Below are 21,241 nucleotides of genomic sequence, written 5' to 3'. Positions count from 1 at the left end.
GTCAATTCTTCTTTTTATAAAAAGACTTCTCTTTATGACCATCGGCTTCGAGTAGAATTTCTATTAGTACATCTTCATCAATGTCCTCTTGCTTATAATAGCGGAGTGATTTTAAGGCTTTTCTGCCGTAGGGTTTTAAATGTTGGGGATGGATGTCTAAATATGCCGAGCGCCAGAACACTAAGTCCACATAATTTTTGGTTTGGTTAAGATAGCAAAATCCGCTGTGCTCTTTATACCAATAACACGGCAGACTCCATTTATAAGTTAAATCGATATCCTTAATCGTATGCTCAATCACCACTTGAAGCTGTAGTAAGATGCTTTTATATGGTTCGGGTTTGTTAAGGATGTAACTTTCTGCTGGATTCATGGAAGCTTTGAATATCAAACAATCTATTAAAAAATCTTTACATAAAAAATATCCCGCTGAAATAGCGGTATTTATTCAACCAGCATTTTAGCATTCGCCTTTCAGGCTTTTCAAAATTGGGTTTCATAAAAAAGGTCGCTATTTCTAGCAACCTTCTCTTTAACTAATATCGCTTATAAACTCCCCAATTTATATAGCATTAAATTAATATGGAATAAAGATGCGTTGTATTTCAAACGTTCACAAGAGGGAAAACACCTAATTAAATAAGGGTTTTTCCCCTTTTTTAAAATTTCCTAAGAAAAAAGTAATTTAATTCAAAAATATATATTTACTTTGTAATTCAAAGTACTTTAATATGAGTGAGCAAGATTATTTAAAAGACCTCAGCGAAATCAAGAATTTGATGAACAGATCGTCACGCTTTATTTCTTTGAGCGGCTGGGCAGGAATTATGGCCGGCATGTATGCCATTATTGGCGGTATCGTAGCCTATTATATTGTAGCAAATAGCGCACGAGAATATTTGATTCTCGATGGGTACGTCTTTAAAATCATTATGCTCGACCTATTTCTAATAGCATTTTTTAGCGTTGTTACTGCCGTGTTTATTACCACTCGAAGAGCAAAAAAAGATGGCGTAAAAATATGGGATGACACCACTAAACGACTTTTGATCAATTTTTTAATCCCGTTAATCACGGGAGGAATTTATATCATTATCATTTTAGGACAACAAAAATATGGGCAAACGGGCGCGTTGATGCTTATTTTTTATGGACTTTCCTTAGTGAGTGCTGCCAAGTATAGCATTGGTCATATTAGATATTTAGGTTTTATTGAAATTACGCTGGGACTCATTTGTGCTATTTTTCCAGGTTATGGTTTTTGGCTGTGGATGTTAGGATTTGGAGTCATGCACATCGTTTATGGAGCCATTATGCTCATCGCTGAAAGAAAAGACTAGTGGGAATTATTGAAAACATAAATAAGGTTTTTGATCACCGCATTCGTCTTGGTATTATGTCCATTTTGATGGTGAACGAGGATGCCGACTTTAACCGTCTCAAAGAGTTGCTGGATGTGACAGATGGCAATTTGGCCAGCCACTTAAAATCGCTTGAAAAAGAAACCTATATCAATGTAGAAAAACAATTTATTGGCCGAAAGCCAAATACTCGATACAGCGCTACCCCATTAGGAAAAGCCGAATTTAAAAAACATATAGAAGCCTTAGAAAAATTACTTCGGTAACCTGCCTGCCAAGGCACGACAGGAAGGTAGAAAACAACCATTAAGATTGTGCTCAACTCACCTTGAGTATTTTTTTGAATTAATCACTTTGAAAAACAAAGTACTTTGAGATTATAATTATGAAACAAAAGACAGCCATAAGAACAGCAGGAACTTTTTTTGGAATCGGTACCGTGCTTTTTTTATTTGAATTATTCACCAAGAGCCACGAGCTTTTATTCATTGGCTTTGTATTTATAGTCATCGCTGTAATATTTAACAGCATCACTTTTTTAGTACTGCTAATTGAACTTATTCGCAAAGACAGCCTAGAAGCCTTTTTCTCTATTTGTATCATTTGCAGCAACATTCCCATTGCAATGGGCTATTACTACCTCCTTACACATTTCAATCACTAATTTAATAAACAATAATTATGGAATCATTAGAAAACAAAAAAGGCAAATTCACCACTTGGTTGAGAGACTCTATCACAGCAAGAATGCTGGTCGTGGGATTTTTATTAATCGTATTGCTCATACCCCTAGAATTTGTAAAAGAACTTATTTATGAACGCTCTACCCGTCAAGCGGAAGTCATTCAAGAAATCAATGAAAAATGGGGAAATGAGGTTATACTTTCTGGGCCTATTTTAAAACTGCCGTACAACACCTACAAAACCGAAAAAGTTTTTGACCAAGTTTCAAAAAAATATGAAACTGTTACCGAAACAATCCCAAACGTGGCGTATATTTTTCCGGACGATTTGAATATCGCTTCGCAGGTAGATTCAAAACCTTTGAATAGGAGTATCTACGAATCTGTTGTTTATACTTCTGATATTTCTGTTTCAGGGAAATTTCCGAAGTTAGAACTTTCAGAAAGAGATATTAAAGCAGAAGATATTTTATGGGATAAAGCGGCCGTCATCATTCAAACAAGTAATATTAAAGGAATTCGAAGTACGCTTGAAGTTACTCTGGGCGACCAAAAATTGGCGATGAACCCAAAATATGATACGAGCTACCTCAACACGATTCAAAGCGAATTTATCCAAGGTTTAAAAGCGAATGCTGAAAGTGAAATTAATTTTAATTTCAATCTTAAAATCAACGGTAGTGAAAGCCTCAAGTTTATCCCAATAGGAAAAGAGACCAAAGTCACAATGAATTCGAACTGGCACTCCCCTAGCTTTGATGGTAAGTATCTGCCCATTGATGGCTCACGCGAAATAACGCCAGACGGTTTTAGTGCTTCTTGGGAAGTGTACCAAATCAATCGCCAATTTGAGCAAATTTTTTACAATAAATTACCCGAACTTACTGGGTTTGCCTTCGGAACAAAATTGGTTATCCCTGTGGACGAGTATCAAAAAAGTGAACGCACCGCCAAATACGGATTTATGGTTATCGGGCTTACGTTGTTGGTGTTTTTAATGATTCAGATTGTGAGTAAAATTTACATACATCCTTTTCAATATGTAATGATTGGGCTTGCGCTGGTCATGTTTTACACATTGCTCATTTCCATAAGTGAACACAGTTCATTCTTAAAAGCGTATGTTATTGCTGCAGGCGCTGTGCTAGGGTTGGTTACTTTATATTCGAGAGCGATACTTAAAGGGTTTAAATTTCCGCTATTGATTGCTACTTCGCTGGCTTCGCTTTACGGGTTTATCTATGTGATTATTCAGTTAGAAAACTATGCGCTATTAGTTGGAAGCATTGGTTTATTCTTGATACTCGCAATCATAATGTTCGCCTCTCGCCGCATTGAATGGGGAAATGAATAGTGAATATTAAAATAATTTAAGGGTTCAAAATTTAGAAATTCTTTGTCCGGTTGAGCGCAGTCGAAACCTATTTTGAGAATGGGACATTTAAAAAATTTAAAATTTTGAACCCTTATAAAAAAGAAAAAATGAAAAAATACATAACAATATTCATCCTGCTATTAGTTACCGAAATTGCGATTGCTTATTTCCAGTTCCACTCATTTATACGTGGATTTATTGGCGATGTCCTGGTCATCCCACTACTCTATTCTTTAGCTCAAAGTATTAAAAGATTCAATCCCATAAAAGTGACAGCTGCCGTACTCCTTTTTGCATTTGCGGTTGAGATAGCGCAATATTTTTTGATTGCTGAAATTTTAAACATCCAAAATCGCTTTGTCAAAATTATCATCGGGTCTCATTTTGACCCTTGGGATTTGTTGGCCTACACCCTCGGAATTCTGCCTATCGTATTCATTGAAAACTTTATATCCTATGGAAAAGATTAAATCAGTAGTAGTCAACAATTTTTCGACGGTATTTTACTCGATTTTGTTTTTGGGGACAAGTTTATTTTTATTGATGCTTCGGTTAAAAATCACACATTCGTTCTTTCTTTTATTTCTTGTTTGGAATTTATTTTTGGCTTGGATTCCCTACGGAATTTCTTCACTACTTCTTATAAAGAAAAACAGTAGCAAGATTTGGAAATTTTTAAGTTTTGGGCTTTGGCTATTATTCTTACCCAATGCTCCCTACATTGTGACAGATTTGATTCATCTACAAAGAAGTAACGACATCATACTTTGGCTTGACATTGTTGTTATTGGGAGTTTTGCCGTTGCTGGCCTGTATGGTTATCTACTTTCAATGGTGCAGATTCAAAAGGTAATGGCGCAGCACATTTCCGAAGCAAACACTAAATACCTCAACATTTGCATTCACTTTTTATGTGGATTTGGAGTGTATTTGGGAAGATTTCTTCGGTTTAATTCTTGGGACATTGTTCAAAATCCGATGAATTTATTTGAAAGTATAGTATCAAGTTTTAGAAATCCTTTAGCCATTTTAACCACGTTAAGTTTTGGAATTCTTTTGATGCTCTTATTTAATGGATATAAAAAATGCTCAACCTTAGTTTAAGATTGAGCATTTAATCAAAAATTAATTTTCCTTATTCTTTAGCTAATTGCTTTACAATTTGTCCATTTTTTGAAGATATCACAACCACATACGTAGCACTCTGTAGGTTTGACACATCTATTGTGAATAGTGCGCTCATTTCAGAAATACGTTGTTTTATGATAGCTCTACCACTGATATCATAAATAGTAACATCATCGATAGCCACAAACTGTGGATTACTAATGTTGATTATTTGGTTTGCAGGATTTGGATACATCACCAAGGTTTCTAAAGAAGCTTGTGGCGTTTCAGCACCTAGAGTATCATCAACATATAAAGTAAATTCGCATTCTTCTTCAAAACCGTTCATATCTTGAGCCGTAATTGTAATGATATGCGCTCCCTGCTCCAATAAAGTTCCAGGGTCTGGGTCTTGAGATGTACTTAGAACCGCACAATTATCTGTTGCAATTGCTAGTCCCGTTGCAATATAATCTGGCAATGAGTAAGGTCCTGTAGACGTAACATATTGATCTTCGGGACAGAAAACTTGAGGTGCTAGACCGTCAATTACATTCACAAAAGCAATGCACGTATCGGTTTGCCCTGCTGCATTTGTTACCGTAAATTCTATTTGAATAGGTGCTCCAATATCATCACAAGTAAAGGTATCTCTATCAATACTAAATCCATTAAAACAACGAACTCCTGTTGAACCGGCATCAAAATCAATCGCCATAACTGTTCCCGTTCCATCTTGCTGTAAAGGTACCGTTACACTTTCGCAAACTGCATTCGGAGCAAAAACACCTTCCTCAATCATTACGGTTACCGTGCATGTTGATTCATTACCACTTTGATCAACGGCTGTTATAGTAACTTCATTTTCACCAATATTTGAACAGTTAAATGTATCTACACTTATATCTGTACTCACTACAGAACAATTATCAATGATATCAACAGATATATCATAAATATCAATGATAACTTGATAATCTGAATTTAAACTACGTGTAATATTTTGACAATTAAGCACAGGTGGCAATACATCTTCCACAGTCACCATTGCGTTACAACTTGCTGTGTTTCCTTGAACATCTGTAATAGTAAATACAACTGGGTTGTCTCCTAAATTACTGCAATCAAACATATCTATATCTACTGAAAATGTAAAGTTTGCACAGTTATCAGTACTTCCGTTATCCAAATCTGATGGCGAAATTGTTGCGATACCGTACTCATCCAATTGCACCGTTATATTCTGGCAACTTGCAACTGGCAATTGATTGTCTTGAACCGTTACAATTGCTGAGCAGGTCGCTGCATTTCCATTAACATCTGTAACTGTAAGTATCACTGTATTTTCTCCCACCATTGAACAATCAAAATCTGTAATATTTAACTCATAGCTGGCAATTCCGCAATTATCTGTACTTCCCGTATTTATATCGGCTACAGTGATTTGCGCCTGATTGTTAGCATCCAATACTACCGTCATATTTTGACAAGACACTTGTGGTGCTAAATTATCTTCAACAGTCACGATTGCGTTGCACTCGCTCGTTATACCTGCATTATCTGTCACTGTAAAAACTACCGTGTTTTCTCCAATATCATTACACGTAAAGGTATTAATATCTATAGCTGTCGAAATCGCTCCACAGTTATCTGCGCTTCCACCGTCAACATCACTTGGAGCAATCATAGCTATTCCATTTGCATCGAGTTGGACGGTAATATTTTGGCATATTGCCATAGGAGCAGTATCGTCTATTACATCAAGATTAAACGAACAAGTAAGTTGATTGCTACCATCATCTGCAATTATTTCTATTAATGTAGTTCCCAAAGAAACAACGGTTCCCGGAGTAGGTGTTTGTGTTACTGAAAGAGTACTACAATTATCACTTGCCATAACATCCAAACGATAATCTGGAATTGTAAATTCGCAATTTGCTGTTGTTCCTTCCGTCTGATCATCTAAACAAGTCATTGTCGGTGGTGTCATATCTTGAACCGTCACAGTAGCTGTACAACTAGAAACATTTCCGCTAGCGTCAGTTACCGTTAGTGTTACTGTATTATCTCCTACCATTGAACAATCAAAATCTGTAATATCTAAAGAATAAGTATCTATTCCGCAGTTATCAAAACTCCCTGCATCGATATCAGCAGCAGTGATTTGAGCTTCATTATTTGCATCCAAAACCACATTTATATTTTGACAAAAAACCTGTGGTGCGATGTTATCTTCCACATTTACGATTGCGTTACATTCGCTTGTTATGCCAGCGTTATCCGTCACGGTTAAAATAACTGTGTTTTCCCCTATATCATTGCAATTAAAAATATCGTTATTGATAGCGAGCGTTACAGTTCCACAATTATCACTACTTCCCGCATCAATGTCATTAGCGTTAATTACTGCTGTTCCATTTGCATCGAGTTGCACGACGATATTTTGACAAACGGCCGTAGGTAAAGTATCGTCGATTACATCAAGATTAAACGAACAAGTAAGTTGATTGCTACCATCATCTGCAATTATTTCTATTAATGTAGTTCCCAAAGAAACAACGGTTCCCGGAGCAGGTGTTTGTGTTACTGAAACCATGCTACAATTATCACTTGCGGCTGCGTTTATGCGATAATCTGGAATAACGAATTCACAATTTGAAGTAGTACTTTCAATTTGATTATTCAAACAAGTCATTGTTGGTGGTGTATTATCTTCAACTGTAATTGTGGTTGTGCAGCTGTCTGAAAAAGTGCCGTCGTCAATAGTTAATGTTACAGTAGTCACACCCAAAGGATAAGGTCCCGCAGGACTTACTGTTATAACTGTTGGCATTCCGTCTGGGTCAAAAGAACCCGCATCAAAATCTGCAGCAGTTGCTTCGCCTTCACAATTTTCATTGGCTGAAACTACTACTGGTTGGCAAAGTGCCGTTGGTGGTTCGTCACAAACAAATAAAGGGTCTTGAACGTTCACAGTAGTTGAACATGAACTAATATTTCCGTAGATATCCTCTACTGTTAACACTACTGTATTAGCACCTAAATTTTCACATTTAAAGCTATTTACGTCAATGGTCATTTGCGCTATTCCACAGAAATCATTTGATCCGCCATCCACATCTGCTGCAGTAATCGTGGCAACACCATTTGCATCTAACGACACATTAAAAGGTGAAGCGCAAACGGCATTAGGCATCGTGGTGTCCTGCACTTCGATTTCGAATGTACAAGTAGTATCATTACTACCGTCATTGGCAGTTAATGTAATGGTACTTGTTCCTAAACCTACCAAAGAACCAATGGGTGGATTTTGGGTTATTGTTACCGGATTACAATTATCCATAGCAGTGGCAAGTCCTGTATAATCTGGTAAAATAAACATACAATTATTAGCATTTACCTCTTCAGTTTGATTTGATGGACACGTAATTGTTGGTGGTATAATATCATTTTGGATTACTTGGAAAGAACAAGAACCTATGTTTCCTACATTATCTTCGGCAAATATTGTTACGGTAGTATCGCCTGTTACTGTTGTTCCCGCTGGAGGATTTTGAGAAAAAATATAAGGTCCCACATCGCATGCATCGGTTACGTTAGCTAGACCCGTATAATCTGGTAGGACAAACTCACAATTAGCATCAAAATTCTCTAATAGATTTTCTGGACAGTCAACTATTGGTGGAAGATTATCGACCACAGTAATGTTGAAAGTACAAGATGTACCATTCATTCCATCACTCGCAGTCATTGTAATCAATGTTGTCCCAAGACCAACGATAGTTCCGGGTACTGGGATTTGTGAAAAAACAGGTGTTCCGCAATTATCGTTTGCTGTTGCAAGATTGGAATAATCTGGGATAACAAATTCGCAATTATTGTTTGTATTTTCATTTCTGTCCGCAGGGCAAACAATGGTTGGTGGTGTGATATCACTTGCTATCACATCAAATAAACATGCACCTGTATTTCCAGCATCATCTGTTGCAAATAAGAAAATAGTTGTTGTTCCAGAAACAACAGTTCCAGGAGCTGGATTTTGTGTTATAGGAATACTTCCCACACTACAAGAATCTGTAGCACTTGCTAATGACGTATAATCGGGTACTATAAATTGACAATTTTCATCAAAAACCTCTACTTGGTCTATTGGGCATGTAAGTGTTGGAGATGTGGTATCAATTACTGAAATATCAAACGAGCATTGCTCGATGTTTGTCCCATCATCTGCGGTTACTGTGATTGTGTAAATCCCTAAACCAACAATAGTTCCAGCAAGTGGACTTTGCGAAATAGTAGGCGGCATACAAGCATCTGATATCATTACTAGACCAGTATAGTCTGGAATTTGAAATGAACAAGTAGGTGTTGCGGATTCAGTTCGATTTGAAGGACACGTAATACTAATATTACAGAGTTCATTATCTATAGAAAGTTCATTTATCGCAACAAGAGGAGTTGCGTTTAAAATGAAAGTAGATAATGAAAATAAAACAACAAAAAGTAGATAGGGGGCGTAGATATTTTTCATCTGGGTGTAATTTAATTTGTTTGTCACAAAACAAATAAACTAAAAAATATCCATTAAATACAAATAAATCCGTTAAAAAGCATATTTATTGTAAATACGTCTTCAAAATTAACATTTCATATAAATCAAATTGAATTAACAAAAAGCTTAAGTGTATTTTTTTGTACATCTTAAAATTTCAGAATTCATTTTTCTGAAATGTAGTATCACAAAAGATTAAAAATCCATACTTAACTTATAATCAATTAGGTATACTTATCTTAAAACAGTTTTATATATAATTTAAATAAATAATTCAACGGTATTGATCCTTGGAAATTTCCTCAGAAAAAACAACTTTGAAAGCACATTATCTGATTATTTTGCTATTTGTCGAAAAAAAATTAAAAAAAATCGTATGTTTGATTAAAAATATTGGTTTGAGGCACCTAATCATTTTTTACATTTCTATTTTTTCTTGTTTTGGGCTTTTTGCTCAAGGGGAGATGGTGCAAACTGTGGATAGTCTGAAGATTAAGAGGATTGATTCCTTGAAAAAGTTCATCGTAAGTGAATTCTATAAGCGTAATTATGATAAGACTATTGAATATGGCGAATTAGCAATTACACTTTCAGAAAGCGCCTCTTACTATAATGTATATAATAATATTTCCAGCTTTTTAGGTAATGCATATCTTGCAATTGATGACTCATTAAAAGCAAAAAAAATCTTTAATAGGTCAATTGAATTAGCCTATAAAGAACAGGATACAACTTGGATTTTGGCTGCTGAAATTGATTTAGCAAATTTGTTTGCTTTAAGAAAAGAACCAAGTTCCAGAAGGAAATCCATAAAATTGTACCAAAACATCCTGCCATTAGCGGAAACTGCAAATCTTGAAGACAAACTTTTAGTTCTAAATTCAAATATTGCAGAAATGTACTTAAAACTCAATCAACCTGATTCTGCAGAAAAATATATTACACAAACAACCAAGTATATAAATGATTCAACTTTTGTTGGCTTTAAAGGAAGCTATCGTTTAAACAAAGGCGTCTTTAACAATCAAAAAGGAAACTACAAACAAGCTAAAATTGATCTTGAAGAGAGTTATTCTATTTTTGAGGAAATAGATTATCTTGATGGTAAAATTGACATATATATTGCCTTAGTAGAAAATGCTTATTTACGTGGAAATTATAAAGAAGCATTTGAGGCACAGCAAAAATTAGATTTATTAGAAAAGGAAAAATTCGAGGTTGATAAAGTCGAAGCTGTACAAACTGTTACCACAAAATTTAAAGTAGAAGAAATGAAGAAACAGCTTGAGGAAGAAAAGCTGTTCAATGAAATTAGCAAAGCCGAGGCAAAACGTGAAGCTACGTTGTTTTGGGTAAAAATTGCGTCTGGTATCTTATTGATTTTTTCAATTTCTATTGCCATATCCTATTACAGAAGAAAAAAGTTAGTGGTTGATCTAACGGCGAAAAACAAGCAATATTTAGCCGAAAAAGAGCGTAGCGAGGAGCTAATGCGAGCTAAATCTGTGTTATTCTCAAATATAACACACGAGTTGAGAACCCCAATGTACGGTATCATTGGAATCTCGAACATGTTATCAGAAAATAAATTATTTAAAAGTGAAAAGGGACATTTAAAATCACTTAAATTTTCGGCAGATTATCTTTTATCTCTTATCAATAATATTCTGCACTTTAACAAATTAGAAAGCAATGAGCCAGATGCCATTAAAATTTCAGCATTTGATATTCGCAACTTAGTATATAATGCCGTTGAATCTTCAAAGTTTTTAAGCGAAGAACATCCCAACAAATACATTGTTACTATTGACGACTCTATACCGAATATTATAGAGGGTGACGAAATTAAAATTTCTCAAATACTAATAAATCTTTTAAGCAATGCCTCGAAATTTACGAACGACGGTACTATTGAAATAAGCCTCGAAGAAATAAACAGAACGAGTGAAAAAATAGAAATAGGTTTTATTATAAAAGATACTGGTGTTGGTATCGATGAAAAAACGCTTTCCACAATTTATAACAAATATGCCCAAACCGGAACCGGACAACATTTTATGGGTACTGGACTTGGACTTCCTATTGTTAAAAAACTGGTAGAGCAACTTGGTGGAATTTTAAATCTGAAAAGCGTTATCGGAAAGGGAACTACCATCCACTTCGCACTGGAATATGGCATGTCTAAAAAAGCGCATCTCGATGAGATTGCAAATGCAGATTTAAATCAAATTTTAAATGACTTCAATGTGCTAATAATTGACGATAATAAAATTAATCAACTCGTTACAGGAAAATTTATTGAACGCCACGGTGCAACGTCTAAAACTGCGAGCAGCGGGCAAGAGGGAATCGAACTGTTAAAAGCCGAAACCTTCGATATTATTTTAATGGATATCAATATGCCAGAAATGAATGGTTTTGAAACCACAAAAATAATTAGATCTTTTAATCAAGATATTCCTATCATCGCATTAACTGCAGTAGAAAAAGAAAAAGTAGTGGGTGATCATTCTTTTAATTTAATGAACGATATTATCATAAAACCTTACTCAAACGAGAAGTTTATAAACATTATTCTGACTAACGCTGCACCTAAGCACTAAAATAAATTCTCAATTACTTATTTTAGTGCTCGTAGAAATTCTAATTTCATGAGATAATCTTTGCCATCTCTAAATTAAATACACCATCAACAATCGCTGAAATCCTTTAAAATTGCTTTTAGGATATTCAATTAGCACCAAGAAAACACAGGATATCAATCGTTTTTATAATATGAACAGTTTATGTAGAAAGGAAAGCTAGTGATTTTATAAACATACTAAAATATTATCTACTTCATCATATAAGAAACTTTAGTACAACACCAAATTTTAAATATCGCTCTAATATTCAACAAGAGATCTATTATGGTTCCATAGCCTTAAATCAAAAGCAATCCTAAAATCATTTTAATCAACTAACGACATTCATAAAATAAAAAACCCAAGATGCATAATCGTGGGTTTTTTATTTGTACTTCTAATGTTAATTAATCTCTACTTCATCACTAACCATTTTTCTAAGTAACCGTCGTACATCAATTTCACAATTTCATATTGTTTCACATTAGTAGAAGCACTTTGTCCAATGAACTGATTGCTAATAAGTGAATTTCCATCAAGATTCGACAATTGCATGTTTCCAGTTACACAGTATAACATTAAAGTATACCCATGCGCATCAAATGGTGTTGCAAACGAGGACATGTCTATACCAGTAATGGTTAAGCTACCTCCATTTAAGTTATTTGAAATCCTTACTACAGCCCTCCCATTCCCTGCGGCTCCAGGCCAAATTATACTGGGGAGGTTATTCATATTACCTGTAGTGAATACTGTCAAATCAGTAATGTTCTCCTTTCTATTGTTATAAAATATTTTATTATTATCTATATACAGGTTATCATCCATTTCAAGCTCGAGTATCATTCCATTTTCATCAACACCCAATATTTTTTTAGCCTCACCAGACACCATTGTGCGTGATTGAATTCTCATAGTTCCATTAACATCTAATGTAGCTTGAGGGTCATCTGTATTAATACCTACCTGAGCAGTGATTTGAGCTCCTACAAAGAATAGTAGGATTATAGTAATGAGGTTTTTCATAAGTAGTATTTTAGAGATAAAATTTGGGCTTTATCTTGACAACGATACACAAACGTAAGAAAACATACTTATTAACCAACTTAAAACGATTTAATAACGTATATTTTCGATGAAATGCATTTTATTTAATCAAATATATTAATCTACTGCTTTCACATAATCACTTAAATACTTAAATCGCTCTGTCAATTCACCGTTTGAATTTGTGATTTTTGCTCTTTTTAAAATACCTCGCTCATCGCCATTGAAGAAAGCCGGGATTACGTTTTCTAAAAACATTTCTCCAAATCCTTCACTCGCATCTTTTGGTAATTCGCAGGGTAGATTGTCCACTGCCATCATTGTGATTGCACCTTTCGCATCCATTGCAACTTCCTTTTCGGTTTGTGGGTCGTAGCCGTAAAAAGGGTCGGCGATTGTGGATGGTTTTATGGTTGCTGCTACTGGGCCATCGATATCACAAGAAATATCTGCTATCAAATTGATTTTAAATTCTTCTTGTTTCGCATCCTCTCTCGTGAATAAGTAGGGTGCGTTATTTCCGTAGAAGTGTCCCGCGATAAAATAATCGGTTTGTGCTGCATAGGGCATAAAATTACTTTCATAACCCGTGGGGTCTTTATAGAAAGCATACTTGTCCCCAACTTTACCATCTTTACGTTTACTATATTCCATAACATCTGCCATGACATAAACCGGCTCTGTAAAATCTGCTGTGAGGTATAATGCATCGCTCACTTCTTTGATTTTTAAATAGTCCAAAATCTCTTTAGCTCCTTTGGCTACTTTTCCTGTTCCTGTCAATAATATTTTGATTGGCGGAATTGTAATTTTATCCAATTCGGCTTTAACGGCTTCGAGGTCCGGGAGATTTTCTACTTTTGGAAGGTTAAAAAGTCCATCTCTTATGCCTAGAGCTCTAAAGCCATTGTAGGCGCCAACCAACCCTGCGTATCTTCCAAAACCTATCAAACGAGCGCCACTTTGCTTTACTATGGTTTCGTGATCATACATTTCTATATTTTTCTCCAGCATTGCAACTAATAATTTTCTGTTATAAGGTTGCTTTTTTATGGTATGGCTGAAATAGAAATATTTTTTATTTGCAATCAATGCATCGAGAGGAACTTCTTTAACCCCCAGCATTACATCTGCTTCTGAAACATCATCTTTTACTTCAAATCCCGCTGCCCTATATTGGTCATCACTAAAAACACGAACATCACTAGATTCAACGATAAATTTAGCATCTGGGAATTTTGAAGCTGCTTCTTTTAATTTTGAAGGAGAAAAAACAACGCGACGGTCTGGTGGATTTTTACGCTCTTTGATGATGGCAAAAGTGATTGACATTTGGTATAGAATTTGTGATTTTGTTAAGCATCAAAGATACTTATAAACTTGTATCTTTGCGAACTCATTGCGGGAATCCTAAAAGGTTTTTTAACTTTGGCGGCATGCGCGCAGTGGCTGCGTGAGGGATAGAAGCGGCATCCTTTTATACCGCTTTAGGGTATAAAAGATATAGCGGATAGCCCGACGGTTAATCTTTAGCTTTTGTAGCGAAAGTTTAAAAGACACGCCAAAAAAAAGAGATTAGAATTATGTTTTCTGATTTCTATTTTAACAAAAGGGGCCGACTGGTTTTGACAGCGGGTCAACTAGTATGGTAAGCATGTAGAGCGCTGGGAAACAGCTCTTAAATCTCATTTTTCACACTTTTTAAACGGCGAGAATAACTACGCCCTAGCTGCATAATCTGAATCATAGTAAGATTACGCCTCGGCCCGCAAGGCGGGCAAGCAGGAAGTCACTCGAGAGCCTTGGTTTACGGCAATCGACATAGTGACTTCGTAAAAGTAAACCTATTGGGAATAGTACTTCGATGTTTCTGAGACACTTAATTGAAGATAAGGGGTGCGTTGGTAGTTTTTGACCGGCAAGCCCACGAAAATCTAAACAAAGACTAAACATGTAGAAAGCTGTAATAGTGCACGTTTGGACGAGGGTTCGAATCCCTCCGGCTCCACTTTAAACCTCGTAAACTCAATGTTTACGAGGTTTTGAATTTTTGGGGTATAAGTAGGGGCGTACTTTAAAAAAAAACCTAAATCTTTATGCCAAAAAAAATCAAATCAATTCGTAACTATTTTAGTAATTGCATAGACATTAAAATTATAGCCTATTTATAAAAACTTTAGATTTTACTTCTTTAGTCTTGCCTCGGAAATTTTACAACCTCAACTTCTGCACTTGGCCATGAAGTTTTAAAACACATTTCTCCAGTTTATTTAATTTAAAAACAAATTGTAAGATTTAACCTACTTAAAAAGTGCTTTTTATCGATTTTTAGCGATTTTAATTAGATAACATGCGTAAATACACTATTTCTTGTATATTAGCCTGTTGAAAGCAATTGTATATTGAATAAATTCCTCTTCATACTATTATTTTGCACCGGATATCTCTCTGCCCAAACGCTTCCGTTTGACCCGGAGAACGATAAAGGACAGTTGTTTGAATATGCTCAATTTACTAATGCGGGTAGAAATGACTACTCAATTAGTGAAATCATCAACAATAATTACCTCAAATACGAGGATCTTTTAACTGAAAATCATAGTTTGGGTTTTACGACCGATTTCTATTGGTTAAAATTTCAGCTTAAAAATAGTACAGACGAAAAGCAAAGTTATTATCTAGAGACCGCAAGACCAATAACCGATGTTGTTAATCTTTATCAAATTGATAATGACAGTATTGAAGTCTTTACTAGTGGTGACCAATTATTATTTGAAGACAGGCCTCAAAACCATCGTCAAACAGTTTTCAATATCCACTTGCCTCCAAATAAAATTCAAACTTTTTATATTCAAATAAAAAGTGATGGCGAAACAGTAAATATTCCTCTTAACCTCTATAATACAGACCAATTTTTTGAAGCAAAAAGTAAACAACAATTATTCTTTGGGTTGTTTTATGGAATCCTTGCTTTTGCTGGTCTCATGTATTTGTTCTTCTACACCAGTTTAAAAGAAAAAACATTTTTATACTACGGTTTTTATGTAATTTCAATAGCTTTAATGCAAGCAGCTCTTGATGGTTTTTTATTTAAATATGCATTTACTAGTGGAGGCTATTTAAATAGTAGGATGGTACTTATCACCGCTTTATTTTCAAATCTTTTCTTGCTGAAATATTGCGAGAATTTTTTAAATATTTCTAAAAATTTTAATCGCCTAAAAAAGTTCTACAACGCCGCCTATGTGGTTATTGCGCTGCTATTTATTTCCCTTTTTATAAATGATACAACGCTGGCGTTAACATATCCCATAAGCAACCTCAATGGTTTATTCACACTCATTTTAATTTTGACTTCATTAGGATTAATGTGGTACAGGGGTATTAAGGTGGACATCTATTTTTCTATTGGTATATTTTTTCTAGTTATTGGTCTTTTAGGTTTTGTAATGAACAACCTAAGCCTTCTACCAAATAATTTTTACACGCTTAATAGTGCTAAATTCGGTTCTGGGTTTGAAGTCATTTTCCTTTCGCTATCGATGACCAACTTGATTAGAAGCTTGCGTTTAGAAAAAGAAACTTCGCAAAAGTTAGCCCTTCAAAAAAGTGAAGAAGTTAGTGAACTCAAATCTTATTTTATGTCAAATTTGAGTCACGAATTGCGAACTCCTATTAATGCTATTTTGGGAGTTGTGGATGATCAACTTTTCAGAAATAAATATACTACAGACCAGAAAGAGTCTTTTGATATCATAAAACACGCCTCCATTAGTTTGTTGAGCAACGTGAATGATATTATTGATTTTGAACACATTGAAAAGAATGAGCTTATACTTCGACCTTCAAATTTTAACCCTATCCTTCTTTTAAATCAAATTTCGGCTAACTGGGAGCTGGAAGCCAGAAAAAAAGGACTTGAGTACTCAATTGAATATGATACTGAAATCCCCCAACTTGTTCATGGAGATGCCGAACGTTTTGGTCAAATAATCAATAATCTTTTGAGCAACGCGGTAAAATTTACCCACGAAGGATTTATCAAATTTGAGCTAAAGTGCAAGATGCAGGCAAAAGAAATTTGTTTGTTTTCATTTAAAATTACCGACACTGGAATCGGAATGAATGAAGACAGTAAGCGCGATGTCTTCAACAGTTTTAATCAAATGCGATTGAAACACAATAGAAAATTTGGAGGTGTGGGATTGGGACTATCAATTGTAAAGCACGTAATCAAACTTTTTGAAGGCACCTTAAACATTGAGAGTGTTATTCACCAAGGAACTACAGTTTTTGTTTCTGTCCCCCTAAAGGCACTTGAAACGCCCAAAAAAATAAATGCAAACGAGGCTCTTACTCAGCTCAATTTTAAGATTTTAGTCGTTGAGGACAACACACTCAATCAAATGGTGATGAAAAAAATGCTCAGTAGTAATACAAATATAACTTTTGATATAGTGGCTAATGGTCAAGAAGCTTTAGACTCATTAAAAGCTAATGATTACGACATTATTTTAATGGATTTACAAATGCCAATTATGGATGGCTACGAGGCGACAATTAATATACGCAGCGGTGTTTTGGGGCCAAACAAAACACACATTCCTATTATAGCAGTAACGGCAGATGCCACAGAGGAAACACGAAAGCGCGTTTTTGAAATAGGAATGAACGATTACACTACAAAGCCGGTAAATAAAGAAATCCTGTTCGATAAGATTACAGCAAGCTACAGTCTTGCCTAGTATTAAATGTCTGTTTAATTTTTTTCTTCGGAAATATTACAGAATTATAACTTCAGAATATTTAAAAAATCCAAATTTCAATTTAAACACAGCGAGTCGTGTAGTCTAGATTTCTATTTAATTAATCAAAACATAGTTGTTGTTTATTTCCGAAGAGATACTTAGATTTCATTCGTATTTTTGCTTTCAAGAGGCAAACAAAAATAGCGTATGATTATTTACTCAAAACAACTTTTAGGCACATTAATAGCAATTGCAGTATTACTTGTTGTGAGTCAGCTCGCAAAGCGGGTTATCAAAAGTTTTGTAAGAAGAAAAGCAATTGACCCAAACCGCAAGAAGGTTATGCTCAATTTAACGTATGCCCTTTTTATGTTACTTGCGTGCATCGCCCTATTATTTATTTGGGGAATTGGACTTAAGGATTTTATTTTTTTTATCTCTTCAATCCTTGCTGTTTTGGGTATTGGCTTTTTTGCCCAATGGTCTATTCTTTCAAATCTAACAGCAAGTATCATCTTATTTTTCAACCATCCGGTGCGTATTGGCGACCGAATTCGAATTGTTGACAAGGATTATGAATGGGTGGGCGTTGTCAAAGACATTACCGCATTCTTTGTATATATGCGTACCGATAATAACGAATTTATCTCCTTCCCCAATTCTCTCGTTTTGCAAAAAGCGATTGAAATGCTCGACCCGTTAGAGCCTAAAAGTATCGAAAATCCTAACGAAAGTATTATTAATGATGAGATTGAAATTTCAGAAAATAATACCTAAATCTACTCCAATTTTCAAAGCTTCTTGCGCTGAAAAATACATACTGTTCTCTTCGGAAATTTTAGCGACTTAAAATTCGCAAAAATCAAATACTAAAGTATTCTTAAATATATGTGCAATGGTATTTGTTTAACTATATTGGAAAAAATATTAAACAAAAAATACTGAAGCTATGGATATACTTAAAGAAGCTGCACAGTTTGAAGAAGAAAAAATGAGCCACATGTCTATGAGCGATAGAGTTACGGCGTCAAGAAAAGCAAAAAGATTAATACTTGCCATTAATGAAATCTACAAAAAAACCAAGGATTCTAAATTAATGGACACCATGAAACGTCTCACTGAAAAAAAGAAGAAGATTGAAAAGAGACTCAAAGGGAGATTGACTGCATAAAGCAGTTTCAGCTTTTTTTGATTTCTCAAAAAAACTTCTTTTTACAGAATTAACGCTTTGTGAATTTTTTAACCAATTTTCATAAACTACTGCTAAACGTCATTGTGGCAAAATCTTTCGTTTTTATCTTTATGATATAGAAATTAAAAATCTGTTATTATGAAAACGATATTTTTCTTTGTTACTCTGTCATTAGCTTTATTTTTTGGTATAAAGCCAGTTTTGGAAAATTATTCTTCAAAAGATTCTATAGAAATAACTTTTGACGGATATGAGGGCGGTCATTATTTTTTTACTTCGGAAAATGGTCGTGCTATTCAGTTTTTAGAAAATGAACATACTTTTTTAGAAGATAAAAATTTTGAAAACGGTACATACATAGGTCAATCTTTTGAAATCCAATTTTCGAATGAAATTTCAGAAAATGAATTAGATGCACCCGATATTTCTTTTAATTAAGATATATCATTTTAAATTATTTAAAAGCCCATTGGTAGAAAATACCAATGGGCATTTTTCATTAGTTTATAAAACGAAAAAACCGCAATAGTAAAATTACTATTGCGGTTAAAATTTACAGATTGGGGAGTCTGCTAAAATTTTTCTCTTTCAAATAATTAAATCTTGCTAAAAACCAAGATATCTGTACCTCCGTTTCCACCACTTATATCAATTAACGATATTGAGGTGTTACTAGTTGAAACAATATCCCAGTCATCATTTAAATCTTCAAAGTTACTATCCGGAGAAACTTGAAAAAAGATATTAAAATCTACATCATTACTACTGCTTCCATCATCATCACTGCTGTTTGAGCTACTATCTGTTACACTCCATGTACCATTAACAGTATTGGTTCCATTTGTGGCACTTAAATCTCCATTTGCAGCGAAGGTAAAAGCATAGCCATTAAAATCTGAAGTCTCATCATCACCAGAGTCAATAAAAGACGAAACTCGCCAAGTACCATCCATTGCATTTGATGTCGCTTGTTGTATTAATTCACTATTGGAATTTGACATACTATTATTGTCATCATCACTCTTACAACTCATAAAAGTAGCTGTCAAAGTCATTAATCCCATTGAAATCATTATTAATTGCTTTTTCATAATATTTAGTTTAGTTTAAAATTAAAGTTTAGTAAAAGTAAGGTTATCGGTGCCTCCGTTTCCGCCACTAACATCTCTGAGGACCACTTCTGTATTAGATGAAGAAATAACATCCCAATCATCATTGAACTCATCAAAAGGGAATGCATTAAAGTTTAAAAATAGTTTTGTGTCATTATTTTGTGCATCCCAAGTTCCATCTATTGCCGTTCCATTTGTTGCAATAACAGTTCCATTGGAATCAAAATCGAGTGTGTAACCAGCGTAATCATTTGTTTGATTATCACCATCCTCATCATAATTACTTACAAACCATGTTCCATCGATTAAAAAACTGTCTAGTGCTGTTCCGCCACTTCCACCACCAGATCCATTAGAACCACACTCAAAACGAAAACGGTCATCACCTAATCTTAAATCAATCTTTTGTTCATTACCCATTTCAATTTCGTGTAAATTCCAAGTATCGCTTACATCGGGCAATCCGGCTATGTTGATATCAATGTCAATCCCATTTCCTTCGCCCGTAGCTGTCCAAGTACCCGTAAAGTTATCAGTATCGCTTGTCACTATGATTGAGCCGTCAATTGCAAAAATAAAATTATATCCATTATAATTATCCTCTAAGTCATCATCATCACGCTCTAATTTATCAATAAAAAAGCCATCGCAATTAGTAAGAAGGTCTGTCACCTGCGAAACACTGCAATTATCACAATCATCATCGTTATAATCATTGTCGTCATCTTCATCGCAAGAATCTTCAGCATTAATGATTATGGTTTCTAATTCTTGAAGCGAATTAATCTCAACACTTGTCCCATCAGCCAGGATTACTGTAATTGGAAATTCAATAACTACAATATCAAATGAACTCAAGTTATTGATAAAATCATACATTTCGGCATCACTGTTAATGATGATTGTCTCAATCAATTCGTTGTTTATATTGAAAATAGAAGCCGTTATTGGATATTGAAAGTCAATACATTCTATATCATCATCTTGCGAATTTTCAGGCCCACATTGCGCAACTAATGCTAATAGCTCAGGGTATGAATTTACCTCAACAGTTGTATAGTCTGAACGAATAACGGTAATTGGAAATATAATATCAAGTGTGTCAGTATCTGTAGTTGATGCATCAAAAATATCCTCGATAATTTGGTAATCAGCCGGAGTAGTAACAACTACTTGCGTACCATTGGCAATTACAGTAACCGGGAGTTGGATGCTAATACAACTTGCATTGTCAATAATATTATCGATTGAACCATCGTTTGTAGAAACTCTATTCAATAAATTCGCAATATTTGAATTAGGATCTAGCGCTTCGTCCTGTGGTGGATTAATAATTTCTTCATCTTCTTGTCTACATGATGTAAAAACGACCATGAAGAGCACCATTAATATGCTTACTATTTTTAAAGTTTTCATAGGTATAAATTTTGATTAGTTTTA

Annotated in this window: 17 protein-coding genes and 1 other RNA gene; 12 read left to right on the top strand and 6 right to left on the bottom strand. The window is 34.6% G+C overall.

Annotation, left to right across the window (positions count from 1 at the left end):
• Position 1 precedes the first annotated feature (1 nt).
• Positions 2–373, bottom strand: coding sequence for a DUF1801 domain-containing protein (locus tag ACSHW7_RS14960; protein ID WP_435680173.1), 372 nt, complete (start codon positions 371–373; stop codon positions 2–4).
• Between the two features lie 358 nt (positions 374–731).
• Between ACSHW7_RS14960 and ACSHW7_RS14955 the strand changes: the two genes are divergently transcribed.
• The 6 genes from ACSHW7_RS14955 (at position 732) to ACSHW7_RS14930 (ending at position 4,523) form a co-directional block, all read left to right on the top strand.
• On the top strand, positions 732–1,340 hold the full coding sequence (locus tag ACSHW7_RS14955; protein ID WP_435680172.1) for a hypothetical protein: 609 nt from the start codon (positions 732–734) through the stop codon (positions 1,338–1,340).
• Complete coding sequence (locus ACSHW7_RS14950) at positions 1,340–1,627, top strand: winged helix-turn-helix domain-containing protein (protein ID WP_435680171.1); 288 nt, start codon at positions 1,340–1,342, stop codon at positions 1,625–1,627. The genes ACSHW7_RS14955 and ACSHW7_RS14950 overlap by 1 nt, the downstream gene beginning before the upstream one ends.
• Before the next feature lie 119 nt (positions 1,628–1,746).
• Positions 1,747–2,025, top strand: a complete 279-nt coding sequence (locus ACSHW7_RS14945) for a hypothetical protein (RefSeq protein ID WP_435680170.1) — start codon at positions 1,747–1,749, stop codon at positions 2,023–2,025.
• 17 nt (positions 2,026–2,042) lie between these two features.
• Positions 2,043–3,398 (top strand): cell envelope integrity protein CreD, encoded by a 1,356-nt coding sequence (gene creD, locus ACSHW7_RS14940; RefSeq protein ID WP_435680169.1) that lies wholly within the window; start codon positions 2,043–2,045, stop codon positions 3,396–3,398.
• A gap of 128 nt (positions 3,399–3,526) precedes the next feature.
• A complete protein-coding gene (locus tag ACSHW7_RS14935; protein WP_435680168.1) occupies positions 3,527–3,889 on the top strand; it encodes a DUF2809 domain-containing protein in 363 nt (120 codons plus the stop codon).
• A complete protein-coding gene (locus ACSHW7_RS14930) occupies positions 3,876–4,523 on the top strand; it encodes a DUF1361 domain-containing protein (protein ID WP_435680167.1) in 648 nt (215 codons plus the stop codon). Before ACSHW7_RS14935 ends, ACSHW7_RS14930 begins: the two co-directional genes overlap by 14 nt.
• Before the next feature lie 31 nt (positions 4,524–4,554).
• On the opposite strand, the gene ACSHW7_RS14925 is transcribed toward ACSHW7_RS14930, so the two are convergent.
• Positions 4,555–9,057 (bottom strand): HYR domain-containing protein, encoded by a 4,503-nt coding sequence (locus ACSHW7_RS14925; RefSeq protein ID WP_435680166.1) that lies wholly within the window; start codon positions 9,055–9,057, stop codon positions 4,555–4,557.
• Between the two features lie 419 nt (positions 9,058–9,476).
• Here ACSHW7_RS14925 and ACSHW7_RS14920 point away from each other — a divergent pair, with 419 nt between their 5' ends.
• On the top strand, positions 9,477–11,681 hold the full coding sequence (locus tag ACSHW7_RS14920) for an ATP-binding response regulator (protein WP_435680165.1): 2,205 nt from the start codon (positions 9,477–9,479) through the stop codon (positions 11,679–11,681).
• A gap of 435 nt (positions 11,682–12,116) precedes the next feature.
• Here the strand turns inward: ACSHW7_RS14920 and ACSHW7_RS14915 are convergent, their stop codons facing one another.
• Both ACSHW7_RS14915 and ACSHW7_RS14910 read right to left on the bottom strand, forming a co-directional pair.
• Positions 12,117–12,728: a hypothetical protein gene (locus ACSHW7_RS14915; protein WP_435680164.1), complete on the bottom strand. Its 612-nt coding sequence runs from the start codon at positions 12,726–12,728 to the stop codon at positions 12,117–12,119.
• 138 nt (positions 12,729–12,866) lie between these two features.
• Positions 12,867–14,075 (bottom strand): NAD(P)-dependent oxidoreductase, encoded by a 1,209-nt coding sequence (locus ACSHW7_RS14910; protein ID WP_435680216.1) that lies wholly within the window; start codon positions 14,073–14,075, stop codon positions 12,867–12,869.
• Between the two features lie 285 nt (positions 14,076–14,360).
• Here ACSHW7_RS14910 and ssrA point away from each other — a divergent pair.
• From ssrA to ACSHW7_RS14885, 5 genes are all read left to right on the top strand, one after another.
• Positions 14,361–14,760: a transfer-messenger RNA gene (ssrA, locus tag ACSHW7_RS14905) on the top strand.
• A 391-nt stretch (positions 14,761–15,151) separates the two neighbouring features.
• Positions 15,152–17,494: a 7TM diverse intracellular signaling domain-containing protein gene (locus tag ACSHW7_RS14900; protein ID WP_435680163.1), complete on the top strand. Its 2,343-nt coding sequence runs from the start codon at positions 15,152–15,154 to the stop codon at positions 17,492–17,494.
• 210 nt (positions 17,495–17,704) lie between these two features.
• The gene (locus ACSHW7_RS14895; RefSeq protein ID WP_435680162.1) at positions 17,705–18,274 is read left to right on the top strand and encodes a mechanosensitive ion channel family protein; all 570 of its coding nucleotides are present in this window, start codon (positions 17,705–17,707) and stop codon (positions 18,272–18,274) included.
• 172 nt (positions 18,275–18,446) lie between these two features.
• Entirely contained in the window at positions 18,447–18,668 is a 222-nt protein-coding gene (locus tag ACSHW7_RS14890; RefSeq protein ID WP_435680161.1) for a hypothetical protein, read from the top strand.
• Positions 18,669–18,827: 159 nt separating this feature from the next.
• Positions 18,828–19,127 (top strand): hypothetical protein, encoded by a 300-nt coding sequence (locus tag ACSHW7_RS14885; protein ID WP_435680160.1) that lies wholly within the window; start codon positions 18,828–18,830, stop codon positions 19,125–19,127.
• Positions 19,128–19,285: 158 nt separating this feature from the next.
• Here ACSHW7_RS14885 and ACSHW7_RS14880 read toward each other — a convergent pair whose 3' ends face one another.
• Together ACSHW7_RS14880 and ACSHW7_RS14875 are read right to left on the bottom strand one after the other, a co-directional pair.
• Positions 19,286–19,780, bottom strand: coding sequence for a hypothetical protein (locus ACSHW7_RS14880; RefSeq protein ID WP_435680159.1), 495 nt, complete (start codon positions 19,778–19,780; stop codon positions 19,286–19,288).
• Positions 19,781–19,801: 21 nt separating this feature from the next.
• Positions 19,802–21,217 (bottom strand): hypothetical protein, encoded by a 1,416-nt coding sequence (locus ACSHW7_RS14875; RefSeq protein WP_435680158.1) that lies wholly within the window; start codon positions 21,215–21,217, stop codon positions 19,802–19,804.
• Positions 21,218–21,241: the final 24 nt, after the last annotated feature.

Source organism: Patiriisocius sp. (assembly GCF_051252435.1).
GTDB lineage: Bacteria > Bacteroidota > Bacteroidia > Flavobacteriales > Flavobacteriaceae > Patiriisocius.
Note: the sequence above shows the minus strand (reverse complement) of the source record. Positions and strands in the feature narration are given on the sequence as shown.